Origin of the sequence: Pseudoalteromonas sp. SWXJ133 (assembly GCF_015864365.1) — a bacterium.
GTDB classification, from domain to species: Bacteria; Pseudomonadota; Gammaproteobacteria; order Enterobacterales; family Alteromonadaceae; genus Pseudoalteromonas; species Pseudoalteromonas arctica.
On sequence record NZ_JADYXJ010000006.1, the window covers coordinates 133,882 to 148,836 of the forward strand.

At 37.0% G+C, this 14,955-nt stretch carries 18 protein-coding genes; all 18 read left to right on the top strand.

The genetic code is table 11. The annotated features are described in order from the left end of the window. Positions 1-292 precede the first annotated feature (292 nt). The 18 genes from I6F40_RS06535 (at position 293) to flhB (ending at position 14,951) form a co-directional block, all read left to right on the top strand. Positions 293-1,153 (top strand): flagellin N-terminal helical domain-containing protein, encoded by an 861-nt coding sequence (locus I6F40_RS06535; RefSeq protein WP_197192681.1) that lies wholly within the window; start codon positions 293-295, stop codon positions 1,151-1,153. Positions 1,154-1,492: 339 nt separating this feature from the next. Then, positions 1,493-2,392 carry a flagellin N-terminal helical domain-containing protein gene (locus I6F40_RS06540; protein WP_197192682.1) on the top strand — a complete coding sequence of 300 codons (900 nt, stop codon included), beginning with the start codon at positions 1,493-1,495 and terminating at the stop codon, positions 2,390-2,392. Between the two features lie 327 nt (positions 2,393-2,719). Continuing rightward, positions 2,720-3,583, top strand: a complete 864-nt coding sequence (locus I6F40_RS06545) for a flagellin N-terminal helical domain-containing protein (RefSeq protein ID WP_197192683.1) — start codon at positions 2,720-2,722, stop codon at positions 3,581-3,583. 122 nt (positions 3,584-3,705) lie between these two features. Next, positions 3,706-5,010 (top strand): flagellar filament capping protein FliD, encoded by a 1,305-nt coding sequence (gene fliD / locus I6F40_RS06550; RefSeq protein WP_166378766.1) that lies wholly within the window; start codon positions 3,706-3,708, stop codon positions 5,008-5,010. Between the two features lie 9 nt (positions 5,011-5,019). Further along, the gene (gene fliS, locus I6F40_RS06555) at positions 5,020-5,412 is read left to right on the top strand and encodes a flagellar export chaperone FliS (RefSeq protein WP_166378764.1); all 393 of its coding nucleotides are present in this window, start codon (positions 5,020-5,022) and stop codon (positions 5,410-5,412) included. Positions 5,413-5,622: 210 nt separating this feature from the next. Then, positions 5,623-5,940, top strand: a complete 318-nt coding sequence (locus I6F40_RS06560) for a hypothetical protein (RefSeq protein WP_166378762.1) — start codon at positions 5,623-5,625, stop codon at positions 5,938-5,940. Further along, positions 5,937-7,265 carry a flagellar hook-length control protein FliK gene (locus I6F40_RS06565; protein ID WP_231609313.1) on the top strand — a complete coding sequence of 443 codons (1,329 nt, stop codon included), beginning with the start codon at positions 5,937-5,939 and terminating at the stop codon, positions 7,263-7,265. The genes I6F40_RS06560 and I6F40_RS06565 overlap by 4 nt, the downstream gene beginning before the upstream one ends. 26 nt (positions 7,266-7,291) lie before the next feature. Further along, positions 7,292-7,735, top strand: coding sequence for a flagellar basal body-associated FliL family protein (locus I6F40_RS06570; protein WP_197192684.1), 444 nt, complete (start codon positions 7,292-7,294; stop codon positions 7,733-7,735). A gap of 12 nt (positions 7,736-7,747) precedes the next feature. Continuing rightward, positions 7,748-8,470: a FliA/WhiG family RNA polymerase sigma factor gene (locus I6F40_RS06575; RefSeq protein ID WP_166378758.1), complete on the top strand. Its 723-nt coding sequence runs from the start codon at positions 7,748-7,750 to the stop codon at positions 8,468-8,470. Positions 8,471-8,487: 17 nt separating this feature from the next. Continuing rightward, positions 8,488-9,351, top strand: coding sequence for a flagellar motor stator protein MotA (motA, locus tag I6F40_RS06580; RefSeq protein ID WP_166378756.1), 864 nt, complete (start codon positions 8,488-8,490; stop codon positions 9,349-9,351). A 2-nt stretch (positions 9,352-9,353) separates the two neighbouring features. After that, positions 9,354-10,346, top strand: coding sequence for a flagellar motor protein MotB (locus tag I6F40_RS06585; protein WP_166378754.1), 993 nt, complete (start codon positions 9,354-9,356; stop codon positions 10,344-10,346). After that, positions 10,339-10,737, top strand: a complete 399-nt coding sequence (locus I6F40_RS06590; RefSeq protein ID WP_166378752.1) for a PilZ domain-containing protein — start codon at positions 10,339-10,341, stop codon at positions 10,735-10,737. The genes I6F40_RS06585 and I6F40_RS06590 overlap by 8 nt, the downstream gene beginning before the upstream one ends. 27 nt (positions 10,738-10,764) lie before the next feature. Further along, entirely contained in the window at positions 10,765-11,688 is a 924-nt protein-coding gene (locus tag I6F40_RS06595; protein ID WP_166378750.1) for a FliM/FliN family flagellar motor switch protein, read from the top strand. Further along, positions 11,681-12,019, top strand: a complete 339-nt coding sequence (locus tag I6F40_RS06600; RefSeq protein WP_166378748.1) for a FliM/FliN family flagellar motor switch protein — start codon at positions 11,681-11,683, stop codon at positions 12,017-12,019. Before I6F40_RS06595 ends, I6F40_RS06600 begins: the two co-directional genes overlap by 8 nt. A gap of 3 nt (positions 12,020-12,022) precedes the next feature. Continuing rightward, a complete protein-coding gene (gene fliP, locus I6F40_RS06605) occupies positions 12,023-12,775 on the top strand; it encodes a flagellar type III secretion system pore protein FliP (protein WP_166378746.1) in 753 nt (250 codons plus the stop codon). Continuing rightward, positions 12,772-13,041 (top strand): flagellar biosynthetic protein FliQ, encoded by a 270-nt coding sequence (locus tag I6F40_RS06610; protein WP_166378744.1) that lies wholly within the window; start codon positions 12,772-12,774, stop codon positions 13,039-13,041. The genes fliP and I6F40_RS06610 overlap by 4 nt, the downstream gene beginning before the upstream one ends. After that, positions 13,038-13,817, top strand: coding sequence for a flagellar biosynthetic protein FliR (fliR, locus tag I6F40_RS06615; protein WP_197192685.1), 780 nt, complete (start codon positions 13,038-13,040; stop codon positions 13,815-13,817). Before I6F40_RS06610 ends, fliR begins: the two co-directional genes overlap by 4 nt. A 3-nt stretch (positions 13,818-13,820) precedes the next feature. Then, positions 13,821-14,951, top strand: coding sequence for a flagellar biosynthesis protein FlhB (flhB, locus tag I6F40_RS06620; protein ID WP_166378740.1), 1,131 nt, complete (start codon positions 13,821-13,823; stop codon positions 14,949-14,951). Positions 14,952-14,955 lie beyond the last annotated feature (4 nt).

Here is a 14,955-nt window from a genome sequence, read left to right on the forward strand (position 1 = left end):
CAGTACATTGCAAGAAAACATGTCCAAAAAATAACTATATTAACTTTCTACTAATATGGTTATTTTTACAAAAAACTAGCCTTTAATTTTCATCTTTAATTTAGCTACCCCTTCTGTTTATAGTTTTATTTATATGCAAATTTACTTACTAGCGTTAAGTAAACTTATAAATTTAAAAAATAATCAAAATAAAGTTTAGTTTTTTCTTAATGTGGTCGCTCTAAATGATTAGTCACTGCTATTTATGCTTTTTCGTGTAAATAGTATTAAAAAAACATAAAGGAAATTAAGCATGGCTTTATCAATTCAATCAAACATGGCATCAATGTCAATTCAAAACCAGCTAGGTCGTAGTAACGACAGTTTATCTACGGCGCTTGAGCGTTTAGGCTCTGGTTTTAAAATTAACTCAGCGAAAGATGACGCTGCAGGCCTACAAATAGCGTCTCGCTTAAATGCACAAGTAAAAGGCCAAGAAGCGGGTTTGTATAACGGCGCGAACGCGATGTCGATGATGCAAACAGCTGAGGGCGCGTTTGATGAGATGACAAATATTGCATACCGCATGAAAGAGCTTGCGACACAAGGTGCGAGTGATGCGAATGGTACAACTGAGTGGGCTGCACAAAGTGCAGAGTACACAGCGTTAAAAGCAGAAATGACAAGTATTATGGAGAATACTTCGTTTGGTGGTACAGGGCTTTTTAATGACGCAGTTGTCGGTCCTCCTGCAGTTGATGCAGGTAAGTTTACTGGTGCAGTTAGTTTTCAAGTTGGCTCAAGTGCTGCTGAAACCTTAGCTGTTGATGTTTCGACTGAAGTTGGTGATGTTAAGACTGCTATAGGTACCACTGCCGCTTTTACTGATGTTACAACAGCGCAGGCTGAGCTAGCTAAAGTGGATACGATTATTGGTGATATCGGTACGGCTCGTTCATCACTAGGTGCATCTATGAATCGTCTTGAGCACACTATGACGAACGTAACAAACATGAAAGAAAACACACAAGCAGCGTCATCTACGTTAATGGATGCTGATTTTGCGGCTGAGACGTCTAACATGACTAAGCAGCAGTTGTTAATGAACTCTGGTATTTCGGTATTGAGCACAGCTAACAGTACAACACAAATGATTGGTTCATTACTTCGTTAATAATTTAACGAATGATTACTGAAATAAAGCAATTAATGAGTAATCAATGAATAAGCACATAAAACAGCTGCGCCTTTGGTGTGGCTGTTTTTATTTATGCAGTGCTTTTTAATAATATTGAGGGTCGCTATTTAATCGTTTTGAGAACTGTTTGATAGCTGTTTGAGAGCAGTTTGGGATTTAGTAGCACTATTAATATGAGGGCTAAACTAAAAATATAATAAATAAACCCAAAATAAAGTTTAGTTTTTTCTTAATGTGGTCGCTCTAAATGATTAGTCACTGCTATTTATGCTTTTTCGTGTAAATAGTATTAAAAAAACATAAAGGAAATTAAGCATGGCTTTATCAATTCAATCAAACATGGCATCAATGTCAATTCAAAACCAGCTAGGTCGTAGTAACGACAGTTTATCTACGGCGCTTGAGCGTTTAGGCTCTGGTTTTAAAATCAATTCAGCGAAAGATGACGCTGCAGGCCTACAAATAGCGTCTCGCTTAAATGCACAAGTAAAAGGCCAAGAAGCGGGTTTGTACAACGGCGCTAATGCAATGTCGATGATGCAAACAGCAGAGGGCGCGTTTGATGAGATGACAAACATTGCTTACCGCATGAAAGAGCTTGCGACACAAGGTGCAAGTGATGCGAATGGCGATACTGAGTGGGCTGCACAAAGTGCTGAGTTTTCAGCTTTGTCAGCAGAATTAACCAGTATTATGCAAAACACTTCGTTCGGTGGTACCAAGTTATTAGGGTCTGCAACTACAGCTCCAGCAACTGCTGATGGTAAATTCCTTGCTGCTGCGGGCGTTCAATTTCAAGTAGGCTCAAGTGCTGCTGAAACTTTAACAGTAGATATTGCAGGTAGTTTGACGGCTGTTGAAACAGCGATGACTAATTCATCAGGTAGAGCTGCAACGGGTACGTCAACGACTAATGGTACCTTTTCTAATGTTGCGGATGCACAGGCGCAACTTGGTTTTGTTGATACTCTGATTGGATCTATCGGCACGGCTCGTTCATCACTAGGTGCATCAATGAATCGCCTTGAGCATACGATGACGAACGTAACTAACATGAAAGAAAACACGCAAGCTGCGTCATCTACGTTAATGGATGCTGACTTTGCGGCTGAAACGTCAAACATGACTAAGCAGCAGTTGTTAATGAACTCAGGTATTTCGGTGTTGAGTACAGCGAACAGCACAACACAAATGATTGGTTCATTACTTCGTTAATAGCTTAACGAGAGGTTACTTAAATAAAGCTTTTAATGAGCACTTAATAAGTAACTAATGAGCAAACATAAAACAGCTGCGCCTTTGGTGTGGCTGTTTTTGTTTATAGAGTGCTTTAATGGTGTTGAGTAGCTATTTAGTTACTTGTGCTCACAGCGTCCTTTACGTTTTAGTCTCAATATAAATATGAGTGTCAAAACTGAGATTTATTAAAATAATCAAAATAAAGTTTAGTTTTTTCTTAATGTGGTCGCTCTAAATGATTAGTCACTGCTATTTATGCTTTTTCGTGTAAATAGTATTAAAAAAACATAAAGGAAATTAAGCATGGCTTTATCAATTCAATCGAATATGGCATCAATGTCAATTCAAAACCAGTTAGGTCGTAGTAACGATAGCTTATCTACAGCGCTTGAGCGTTTAGGTTCTGGTTTTAAAATCAATTCAGCGAAAGATGATGCTGCAGGTCTACAAATTGCTTCACGCTTAAACGCACAAGTAAAAGGCCAAGAGGCAGGTTTGTATAACGGCGCGAACGCGATGTCGATGATGCAAACAGCAGAGGGCGCGTTTGATGAGATGACGAACATTGCTTACCGCATGAAAGAGCTAGCGACACAAGGTTCAAGTGATGCAAATGGTACTACTGAGTGGGCTGCGCAAAGTGCAGAGTACGATGCTCTAGCTAAAGAGCTAAGCAGTATTATGACAAATACTTCTTTTGGTGGTACAGCGTTATTGGATAAAGCTACTGGTACGTTCGGTTCAGCCCAAGCAACTGCAAGAACAACTGATGTTACTTTTCAGGTTGGCTCTAGTGCTGCTGAAAAACTGGTTGTTGATATTGATGGTGATTTAGATACTGTTGATACCGCAATTACGGGGTTTGCAACTTCCTTTACTGATGTTGCAACAGCGCAAGCTGAGTTGGCTAAAGTTGATGGCCTAATTGCGGCAGTCGGCACGGCTCGTTCATCACTAGGTGCATCAATGAATCGCCTTGAGCACACAATGACGAACGTAACAAACATGAAAGAAAATACGCAAGCAGCTTCATCTACGTTAATGGATGCTGACTTTGCAGCTGAAACGTCAAACATGACTAAGCAGCAGTTGTTAATGAACTCTGGTATTTCGGTATTGAGTACTGCTAACAGCACAACGCAAATGATTGGTTCATTACTTCGTTAATTAGATACTCTAATTAAAATGAAGTACATTAATGACCGCTACAAACATGGTTTATAGCGGTTATATAAATAAACGCTTTAATTTAAAGTTTTTATTTATATAAAAAACTATTGGGGAATAAAATGAGTTTATCAGCACTAGGTATTGATCCGGCTAATTTGGCTAGTCAATATACACAAATTGAGCGTGCCTCAAAAGATCAGCTTTTAAGTAATAAAAGTAGTGAATTTTCTAGTAAAATAAGTGCAATTGACGGTTTGAAAAGTAACTTGACAAGTTTTCATACGAGTTTAGAAGGCAACTTAGACAGCGACAGTAGTTTTTTAGCAAATTCGGCCACTGTAACAGATGAAGATGTACTAAATATAACAACAAGCAGTGCATCACCTGGCGAGTATGATATTTTTGTTGAGCAATTAGCACAAGCGCACCAAGTCGCATTGAGCTTTGATACCAGTATTCCATTAAGTACCAATGGCGAGCTAAATATTGATTTGGCAGGGGACTCGTTTACTGTTGATTTATCAACACTTGCAGCAGGTGCCTCGTTAAGTGACCTAGCAAGTGCTATAAATTCACATGTTGACAATAAAGGTGCTAAAGCAAGTGTAATTCGCTCAGGTACTGATACATTTTTAGTGATGACGAGTGAAAAATCTGGTGCTGCAAATCAAATTGCAGTTAGTTTTTCACCAGATTCTACAGCTCCGGATGCCAATGGAAGCAATGTAGCTAGCGCTATATCAGGTATTAAAGAACTCACAGCAGCACAAGACTCTATAATAAAGTTAGGTGCAACTTCAGCGATTACAATTACTTCAACAACAAATACATTAGAAGATGTTATTGAAGGGGTAACGTTAAATCTAACAAAAGCGCAGAGTGCTGGTGATAGCCCTGCTCATATCTCGGTTGGCCAAGACCTAGAAAACACTAAAAAAAATATCCAGAGCTTTATTGATGCATTTAATAACTTATCAAGTAGCATAACTACCAACGACAATTTAAAAAGAGATAGCTTAGCAAGTAGTTTAGCTCGCTCATTACGTAACGATTTTCAAGGAACATTTGAAGGTAAAACCCTTTATTCTGTAGGAATTGAGTTTGACCGTAGCGGTAACTTAACAATTAATAGTGACAGATTGGAAGATGCACTTAACTCTGATCCTGAATTACTAACTAAAATGCTAACCGGTGATAATGGGGTTATGTCGAAGTTAGAGAAAAGAATTGAGCCTTACACTAAAAGCTATGGTCTAATGACAGATAAAAAAGATACCCTTCAAGCAAGTTTAGACATTATAACTAGGCAGCAAGCAAGTCATAATTCGTCAATGGAACAAGTGTACCAGCGTTATTTATCGCAATTTACACAAATGCAACAGACTATTGCGCAATTAGAATCTACAATGGGTCAATTTGGTTAGGGACTAATTATGTTAGATTTAAATGATGGCTTTTCAGCTTATAAAAGCACATCGGTTGACGCCAAAGCGGCCAGTGCAGATATACATAAACTTGTTTTAATGCTGTTTGATGGTTTTTTAGATGAACTCGAAAGAGTCGCGGGCCATATTAATCAAAAACGTTATGATAAAAAGGCCGAAAGTATTGAAAAGCTAATGCGTATTTTAGGTGGATTAGAAGCATCTCTGGACCTTGAAAAAGGTGGCGAAGTTGCTCAAAATATGCAAAAGCTTTATGAGCATTGTGGGCAAGCTTTACTTCAAGCAAGTTTGAAAAATGATTTGTCGTTTATTGACTCTACTCGCATTGTAATGACTAACTTACAAGAAGGCTGGCAAGGTTTAGGAACACAAATAGGTTAGTGCACTTGATAAGTAATATTAAACCAGCTGATTTTGCTGGTTTTTTTTTGAGATGTTTATTACAAACGCTTCCTCTGAACTTCCGCTACGGAAGGTTGACTTCCGCTTTGTGGGGTTTTATATGTTTTTGTTTAATAAAAACAGCGCTTTAAAGTTGGCTTGTTTTTTGCTTTGTTTTTGTGTTGTTTATTCATAGGTTTAGTGCTGTTCATGGTTTTATCAAGTAAAGAAACTGAAAAAAAAATAGAGCAGTTACTGACGTACATGGAACAAGCTGTGCAAGACGGTAATTGGTTTAAGGTGAAACAAGCCGATAAAAAAATGCATTCGTTACTTAGCGTATCGCAAACTATGCCATGGTTTAATTCAATAGAGCCACAGCGAAAATTATTAAAAAAACGTTATAAAAATATAATCAATTTAATTGCTAAACAGCAATCGGTAGTTAAAGTGAAAATGCAAAACCATCAAGAAAATAAAGAAGGTATTGCTGCTTACAAGGAATTCTCTGAAGGAAGTAATTTATGAATGTTCAAGTAGGCAATGCCGCACCTAAAGCTGAGTTTGAAAGTGTAAATGGTAAAAGAGTTATTGCAAATACTCCAACGTCAGAAGAAGCCGATGTACAGGGTAAAGAATTTAATGAACATGCTTTAGCTAGTCAAAAAGAAATGGATGAAGGCAACACTATAAATGATGTTGCTGATGACGAGGTTACTGGTGATGAATACGTATCTGCAGAATCAGCTGATGTAGATGAAAAGTCTGAAAGTCATTACTTACTCAATCCAATTCAAAAACAAAAAATCGCCGAGCCTGAAGTTAATTTACAAGGCTTAGCTAATATGGACCAAGGTTTAACTAATGAGTCGTTAACGCAAGATGCATTACTAAGTACTCCCAGTAATGAAAGTGCAATAGAACTTCCATTGGCTGAAAACCAAGATGCTCAGGCCAAAATTAACACCTCAACAGGTAATATGGTCTTAAACTCTTTGGAAAATAACAGTATTTCTAGCGAGCTCTACCTTGGTATAAATAGATTAAATTCAAATAATATACATCACTTTACGCCTGAAACATCAAGCTCTATTGCGCAGTCCATTAGTGCTGATTTAAATATGCTTGTTAGTAAGGCTAATGCTTCGAGTGAAATTGCTCAGCCAATGTTAAATAAAGCAATACAAGTGCCTGTTACACAAGGAGAGTTCCGCTCTTTAAGTTCGCAGCCTAATGCTGATAGTGTGACAATTTCAGATATAAGTGATGAACAGCTTGTAGTACGTAAAAACGAATTAGTAAAGCATTCAATTAATGCGCTTTCTAATGGCGCTTTTAGTATTGAAAATCGTGATTTACTAAATAATAAAATGCAGTTCCTTAGTGCAGCTTCTAATAATGTAGCGGTAGTTGATACATTTGAATGGCGACAAGAAAAACTTAAAGGGGGCCCTAATGAATGGGGTCAGCGGTTGCTTAATGTGTTAGGTGACAAGGTTAATCTGCAAATTGGCCAGCAAGTACAACGTGCTCAAATAAGGTTGGATCCTCCTAATTTAGGTCGAATAGAAATTTCAATTAGTGTTGATGGTGATAAAACATCCGTTAATTTGGTGACCAGTAACCCACAAGTAAGAGACGCTATTGCTCAAACATTAGATCAGTTAAAGCAAACGCTTTCTCAAAATGGCAGTGTTTCAGTTGTTCTAAGTTTTAGTGATAAACAGCAAGAGCAAAACAATAATTCTGATGATGAAAGAGTAGCTGAGAACTTTTCGCTTACAGATAGCTCAGAAATAGACGCTACAGAACAGTCAAAAACATCGTCTGATTGGTTAAATAGATTAGTATAATTAATATTGATTAAAGTGAGATAAATGTGAAAAAAATATTGTTAGGAATTGGCGCTTTAATTTTGATTGCGGGCGCTTTTTTTGCCGGTAAATTACTCGATAGTAGTCCTAAAGTTGATGACAGTGCTGATACTGTAACTACCCAAGTGTCAGAATCTCAGTACCATGAAATGGAACGCTTTATAATTAGTGTATCTGATGATAGTTATGCACGGTATTTAGTTTTAGATTTAGTACTGGTTATCCCTCCAAGTATTGACAATAAATTAGATGCAGAAAAAGTAACACCATTATTGCGTAATGTATTAGTAAAGCAGTTTGCTAATATGAGCCATGCTGATGTTAAGGTTTTATTTAAAGATATAGATGCAGTGCAAAAAACGTTATTAGAGGAATTTAATATGGTTTTAAAAAGTAAGGTATCTTTAAAACTAGAAAATGTACTCGTTACCAATGTATTTATTCAGTAAGGTGCATTAAGCATGTTACTGAATGAAGAGTGGGGTGAGATTGAATCAGACTCGTTTGTAACGCTTTCACCGGCAAAAGAAACTGAGTTATTAGCTCAGTATTCTTATTTAGTTAAACGAGCTGCTGCGCATATGCGAACACAAGTTGGTGTGCTTGTTGATAACGATGATATTCAGCAAATTGGTTTAGTCGCATTACTTACTTCACTTAGGCGCTATGGTCGAGATATAGATGAAAAGTTTACGGCTTTTGCGTTTAAGCGAATTCGTGGGGCAATGCTTGATGAGTTTAGGCGCTTAGACTGGAGACCTAGACAGTTAAGGCAACAGTCTCATAAATTACGAGATATGACGCGTACCTTAAGAAAAGAATATGGCCGTGAAGCGACAGATAGCGAATTATGTGAAGCACTAAATATTAAGCACGATGAATTAGTGCAATTACAATATAGCGGCCAAGCAGAAACAATTGAGAGCTTGGAGAGTCTACTTGAAGATAATCCTAAATTACCTATAAGTACATCAGACTCTGAAAGCGACAACGATACTGCGTTAATGCTAAAAAAGGTAATGGGTGAGATGAATACTCGCGATAAATTACTTTTACAGTTGTATTACACGCATGAAATGAATATGAAAGAAATAGCGCTAACACTTGAACTTACAGAAGCACGAGTTTGCCAGTTACATAAACGCGCACTCGAAACTCTAACTAGAAAGCTTCAACAAACATAGTATCTGAAGGATAAAGAATGCAAAGAATTATAGGTTTAATTGTTGTACTTGCTGCAGTATTGGGCGGTTTTGCTTTTGCTGGAGGCAATGTTGCTACTATGTGGCAACCTGCTGAGTTTGTAATAATTTTAGGGGCGGGTGTAGGCGCACTTATTGTTGGCAATTCTAAATATGTTTTAACCGAAATGTTAAGTCAGTTAAAATATCAATTTATAAGTGGTAAAGGGAGTAATTCTTCAGAGCTTTATCATGACCTGTTGTTAGTTATTTATTCGCTTTTAGATTTAGCCAGAATTAAAGGTATTAAAGGCCTTGATGAACATGTAGAAAACCCAGAAACAAGTTCTATTTTTCTAGCTTACCCTAAGGTTTATGAGTTTCCTCAACTTGTTACCTTCATTTGTGATAACTTGCGCTTATTTAGCATGGGTAAAATTACATCTCATGATTTTGATGCAATGTTAGAGCAAGAAATTTATACCATTGAAGAGCAAAAATTAAAGCCATCTCATGCATTAGCAGGTATTGCCGAAGCGATGCCTGGTTTTGGTATTTTAGCAGCCGTGGGCGGCATTATTATTACAATGCAACATTTGGATGGGGCATTAAGTGAAATTGGCTACCACGTTGCTGCAGCATTAGTAGGTACATTCATTGGTATATTTGCTTGTTACTGTTTAATTGCTCCTTTAGCTTCTGCAATGGAGCAATATGTAAAAAAACAAATGGCCATGCTTGAGTGTGTAAGGGCAATGCTTGTAGCTCACGCTAAAGGGCATGTTCCTATCGTGGCTACTGACTCGGGTAGAAAATTAATAAATGAAGAAGTTAAGCCTACTTTTACCACTATGGAAGAGTGGATAAATAATAAGGCTGCATAGTTATGGAAAAAACTAATGAAATAATAATAAAAAAAGGACGCAGAAAAGTAAAGCATGCAGCGCATGGCGGTGCTTGGAAAGTTGCTTTTGCCGACTTTACATTAGCTATGATGGCCTTTTTTATGGTGTTGTGGATTATGGCTATTACGAATGAATCTGAGCGTGTTGAAATAGCTCATTATATGAGGACTCATTCAGTGTTTGATGGTGGGCCTGCTATTTTTGACCCTCAAAACAGTCCTTTTCCTGTTGATTTAGGCGGTTCGCCGTCAGTAATAAAACACTTAGAATCAGGAGATGTACCTCCGGACTCTCCTAAACCAGGAATGAGTGAATTTTTACAAGTTCCCAAGGGCGATATAGACCCTAAAGCAGGTAAAGGTGATAAACTTAACTCGGTGATTGATAGCGACTTTAAAGCGTCGTCTGAGCTAAGTTTATTATTGAAAAGCTTTCAAGATTTATCGAAAGAAGATTTGTTAAAAAATAACTTATTAGTGGAAGAGGTCCCATCGGGATTGAGGGTCATTATTAGAGATAATGATAGTCATAAAATGTTTGAACGTTCTAAAAATGATATGACACCTTTTTTTGAAGATTTATTTTTACATCTTGGTGGGTTATTTCGTGATATTGACAATAAAATAATTATTTCAGGACACAGTGACGCAAGTGCTTTTAAAGATGGCAGCTCAAGAAACTGGGACCTATCTGGTGAAAGAGCGCAGCAAGCAAGGAAAATAATGACTGCAGGAGGGATGCCCACTAAAAGTGTATTACAAGTAAATGCATTTTCTTCAAATCGTCCCCTCAATAAAGATAACCTATTAGCTAGTGAGAACCGACGAGTAGAGTTGTTGATTTTAACTAAAGATGCAGAAGAAAAGCTTAATGCATTATTTAATGACAACAACATTGAGAGTCCTGTAAATAAATCAGTTAAAGCAGCTACTGCTAATAAACCTGTATTACGCCTAGAAGGTGGTTATGAGTAGCCAAATTGAAACAAAACGCAATTATAAACGTTGGAATTTAAATCCTAAAGACAACTATGAACCAGAAGCTATTCAACGAGGTGGAGTTGGTGTCCAGTTATTACGCAATTTTTTCATTGATATTTCGATTTGCCATGCCGTTGCCAAAGATATAAGTGTTGGTGGAGTAGGTATATTAGTACCCGCAGAAAAGACAATACCCAATACACTTACTGTTGTATTCGATGAATATAGCCGATTAGCGGGAAAGGTGATGTACCGCCGCCAAGTTAATGAGAAGCTAATGTTTTTAGGGGTTGAATGGACATCTAAAAATGAATCAAAACGAAGCGCTATTGTGAAAAGATTACAGCAACAAGCTCAGTATAGAAAAGAGCAAGGAAAGAAATGATGAAACTAAACTGGGGAAAGCTTTTGTATGCATAAAAAGTCAAATGTTAGGCCTAAGTTAATTAAAGCTAAAGATGCAGGGAGCTTTACCGCTTTTCCTCTTACAATAGAGCAGCGTACTTTAGATCATGCAATAAAAAAAGCTGATGAAATAAAAGTTAATATGCGAAAAGTTTTCGAGCTAGAACTCGCCCAACTTTTCAACGATACGCGGTTTGATATTGATATTACCCAATGTAGTAAAGGTGTAATTGAAAGCTGGTTTAAAGAGTCGCCACGTATTTTTATTGAATGCCCTTTATTTGTTCCTGATGAGGACTCAGCTTACTTAGCGCTTGACTATAAAAGCGCTCATAAGACGGCAGATTTATGTCTTGGTGGGCAGTTTAATAGCTTAAATCCTTCAGCTGATGAGTCAGTTGAGCTTCCTGCTGAGTTGAGCTCTACAGAAAATAGAATTTGTTGCCGCTTATTGCAAAGGCAAGTTCAGGGGCTGCAGAAATTACTATTTAGAGAGCGCTCAGCTTTACTAGGCGAAGTGCAAAAATATGAAAAACACCCAAACCCATTAAACTATATAGCTTTTAAAGTTCGTTTTATTTTAGAAAACGAAGTTATCAGCTGGTTTCTTTGGTTGCCTATATCTTTTTTTAGTGAAAATAAACAGAATATTAAAGATAAAAGTACTTCACCTGAAAACATATCAATGAACGCTTGGCCACAGTTTTCTGTACAAGGAAAAATTGAGATGGCAAACAAGAAAGTAACTCTTAAGCAATTAAAGAAATGTATGGATGGAGAACTTTTGCCTATAGAGCTCAATGAACTTGCATTGTTTAAATTAGGTAAGAAAAATATATTTAAAGGTCAAGTGGTAGAGCAAGACTCAGGCTTAGCATTTCAAATAACAGAATTAACAAATAAAGAAACGAGTAATATAAATTATGAATGAAAATCTTGATAGTGCCTTAGCTGGCTTAGACTTAGATGGAATGGATGAGTTTGAAAATAAATCAGTTGCGCAAGGTAATGCTGAAAATATGTCATTTTTCCAAGATGTTCCTTTATTAGTTACTTTAGAAGTTGCTAGCACAGAAATTACACTGGGTGAGTTAAGCCAAGCTAAAGACGGTGATGTTTTGCGACTTGACAAAGTTGCTGGCGAGCCTTTAGATGTTAAAGTTAATGGGGTTTTCTTTGCTAAAGCTGAAGTTATTATGGCTGAAGGCAAGTATGCGCTTAAATTTATAAAAGAAGATGCTCCTGAGCAAGAGGAAGCATAAGAAATGAATAAAAGCGTAATTTTTAAGACTGGTTTACTTTTAATCTTACTTTTAATACCAGGCTGGTTAAATGCCGAAGAACTTACGCTATTTTCTTTAAAAGATACTGCGCAAGGCCAAGACTATAACGTTAAGTTGCAGATTTTGTTACTTATGACGGTATTGAGCTTGATCCCTGCTTTATTGATGGTACTTACTTCATTTACTCGAATTATTATTGTATTAGCAATTTTAAGACAAGCTATGGGGCTTCAACAAAGTCCGCCGAATAAGATTCTAATTGGAATATCGTTAATGTTGACGATGTTAATAATGAGACCTGTTTGGCAAGATATGTATCAAAATGCGTATAAGCCATTTCAAGCTGAAACTATTGGCTTAGAAGAAGCACTAGCGAGGGCTGAAAAACCACTTCGTACTTTTATGTTAAGACAAACTAGAGAAAGCGAACTTAGACAGGTTTTATTAATTGCAAACGAACCAACAACATTAACTGCCCAAGAGATCCCTTTTGAAGTATTAATGCCAGCGTTTGTACTTAGTGAGTTAACAACAGCCTTTCAAATAGGTTTTATGTTATTTATTCCTTTTTTGATCATTGATTTAGTTGTAAGTAGTGTGTTGATGTCAATGGGTATGATGATGTTGTCACCCTTAATCATAAGTTTACCTTTTAAACTTATGGTGTTTGTTTTAGCGGATGGTTGGTCAATGGTTGCAGGTACGCTAGCAGCCACCTTTGGTATGTCGCCATGAGTCCAGAAATGGCTGTAGAGCTTATTGCTTCTGCAGTTTATACAATTATTAAATTGATTTTAGTTTTAATTGTACCGGGGCTGATTTTAGGTATTGTTGTAGCAATAATACAAGGTGCGACCTCTATACAAGAACAAACACTGACTTTTTTACCAAGAATGTTACTAACTCTATTAATGGTAGTTTTTGCAGGGCACTGGATGCTTCAAATACTTGTTGATTGGTTTGATAAACTCAAATTTATGATTCCCGGAGTCTTCGGGTGAGTTCGTTAATATCGCTTACTGCGGGTGATTTAGTTAGTTGGATAGGCATGGTATGGTGGCCTTTTGTGCGCTTTTCTGCACTATTATGGTCCATGCCTGTTTTTGATAATCCAGCAGTGACGCCGCGCTCACGAATACTCCTTTCGATGATGCTTGCTTTTTTGGTTGCTCCACAATTACCCCTTGCCCCCGCAGTTGATATATTTTCTTTGGATGCTGTTATTTTAACAGCGGAACAAATTATTTTTGGCGTAATGATGGGGCTTTCACTGCGAATGCTATTTGAGGTTATGGCGATCATTGGGCTTATATTATCAATGCAGATGGGCTTATCTATGGCATTGGTGATGGACCCAGGAAGTGGAAACCAGGTTGCATTACTAGGGCAGTTATTTTGGATTATGGGGGCATTATTATTTTTTGCTGTCGATGGTCACTTAATTACTCTAAATGTAATGGTCGAAAGCTTTAATGTTTTCCCAATTGGGAGGAGCATTTATGAATTTAATATCCAGTCAATAGTAATGCTATTTACTTGGATGTTCTCCTCTGCATTGCTTCTTTCGCTACCCGGTATTATAGCCATGTTATTGGTCAACCTTACATTTGGTGTTGCTAGTAGAGCGGCCCCGTCACTTAATATATTTGTATTGGGTTTTCCTATGTCCCTTTTGATGGGATTTTTTTGTGTGTTTATGACGTTAGAATATATGGGAAGTGCTTTCTCTTCCTTGGCGTATCATGTACTCACTGTTTTTTCACAAGCGATGCAATAATTTATGTCTGAAAATAGCTCCCAAGAAAAAACAGAACAACCCACAGAGAAAAGGTTAAAAAAGGCCAAAGAAGATGGTCAGGTAGCTCGTTCTAAAGAGCTGAATACGGCCATACTGTTGATGGTTGGTATTTCAGGTTTACTCTGGTTTTCAAATTTATTTTATACATTATTTGTAAATTTGATGAATACGAGTATGCAGCTCGATCACAATATTATAAATAATACTAAAATGATGCCTATTGCCATGGGTAGGGCTGTAATGGATATGATCTCAACTTTAACACCATTTTTGTTTTTATTATTTTTAGCTATGTGGATTACAGGGATTTTGCCGGGCGGCTTCGTTTTTTCAATGAAATCAGTATCCCCTAAGTTTAGTAAGCTAAACCCGTTAAAAGGTTTAGGTAAAATGTTTGGGACACAGTCATTAGTAGAACTGGTTAAATCTATTCTAAAAATCAGCTTATTAGCGATTTGTTTATATGTATTTTTAACCAAACTATGGGGGCAACTAATGTTTTTGCAAAGCTTAGACATTAAAGTCGCTATAGGACAAGGTATTGAATTACTCTTTTTGTCATTAATGGTTACAGTGACATTATTGTTATTTATTGCCGTAATTGATGTTCCTTTTCAGCAACATCAAATCTCTAAAAAAATAAAAATGACGCATCAAGAAGTAAAAGAAGAGAGGAAGTCTTCTGATGGTAGTCCAGAAATTAAAAACAAAATAAGACAAATTCAATATCAGCAAGCAAATCGAAAAATTGAAGAACGAGTTCCTACTGCCGATGTGATTGTTACTAATCCAACTCATTATGCTGTTGCAATTAAATATAGTGAAGGAGCAGCTAAAGCTCCTTATGTTGTTGCAAAAGGAGTTGATGAAATGGCATTACGCATTAGAGAGGTAGGACGTCAAAATAATAAAGAAATCATAGAGCTTCCGGCTCTTGCTCGGGCGATATATTTTTCTACCAGAATTGACCAAGAAGTTCCAAATGGTTTATATACAGCTGTAGCGTACGTTTTAACTTATGTTATGCAGCTAAAGGCTTATAAGCAAGGTCGTGGGCAGCCTCCGGCCCCATTACCTGAATTAAAAATCCCTAAAAATTTACAAAAATCTTAGATGT

Excerpts from the sequence above, each read along its gene's own strand:
- I6F40_RS06535 (WP_197192681.1), top strand. The coding sequence starts at position 293 with ATGGCTTTATCAATTCAATCAAACATGGCATCAATGTCAATTCAAAAC.
- I6F40_RS06540 (WP_197192682.1), top strand. The coding sequence starts at position 1,493 with ATGGCTTTATCAATTCAATCAAACATGGCATCAATGTCAATTCAAAAC.
- I6F40_RS06545 (WP_197192683.1), top strand. The coding sequence starts at position 2,720 with ATGGCTTTATCAATTCAATCGAATATGGCATCAATGTCAATTCAAAAC.
- fliD (WP_166378766.1), top strand. The coding sequence starts at position 3,706 with ATGAGTTTATCAGCACTAGGTATTGATCCGGCTAATTTGGCTAGTCAA.
- fliS (WP_166378764.1), top strand. The coding sequence starts at position 5,020 with ATGTTAGATTTAAATGATGGCTTTTCAGCTTATAAAAGCACATCGGTT.
- I6F40_RS06560 (WP_166378762.1), top strand. The coding sequence starts at position 5,623 with ATGGTTTTATCAAGTAAAGAAACTGAAAAAAAAATAGAGCAGTTACTG.
- I6F40_RS06565 (WP_231609313.1), top strand. The coding sequence starts at position 5,937 with ATGAATGTTCAAGTAGGCAATGCCGCACCTAAAGCTGAGTTTGAAAGT.
- I6F40_RS06575 (WP_166378758.1), top strand. The coding sequence starts at position 7,748 with ATGTTACTGAATGAAGAGTGGGGTGAGATTGAATCAGACTCGTTTGTA.
- motA (WP_166378756.1), top strand. The coding sequence starts at position 8,488 with ATGCAAAGAATTATAGGTTTAATTGTTGTACTTGCTGCAGTATTGGGC.
- I6F40_RS06585 (WP_166378754.1), top strand. The coding sequence starts at position 9,354 with ATGGAAAAAACTAATGAAATAATAATAAAAAAAGGACGCAGAAAAGTA.
- I6F40_RS06590 (WP_166378752.1), top strand. The coding sequence starts at position 10,339 with ATGAGTAGCCAAATTGAAACAAAACGCAATTATAAACGTTGGAATTTA.
- I6F40_RS06595 (WP_166378750.1), top strand. The coding sequence starts at position 10,765 with ATGCATAAAAAGTCAAATGTTAGGCCTAAGTTAATTAAAGCTAAAGAT.
- I6F40_RS06600 (WP_166378748.1), top strand. The coding sequence starts at position 11,681 with ATGAATGAAAATCTTGATAGTGCCTTAGCTGGCTTAGACTTAGATGGA.
- fliP (WP_166378746.1), top strand. The coding sequence starts at position 12,023 with ATGAATAAAAGCGTAATTTTTAAGACTGGTTTACTTTTAATCTTACTT.
- I6F40_RS06610 (WP_166378744.1), top strand. The coding sequence starts at position 12,772 with ATGAGTCCAGAAATGGCTGTAGAGCTTATTGCTTCTGCAGTTTATACA.
- flhB (WP_166378740.1), top strand. The coding sequence starts at position 13,821 with ATGTCTGAAAATAGCTCCCAAGAAAAAACAGAACAACCCACAGAGAAA.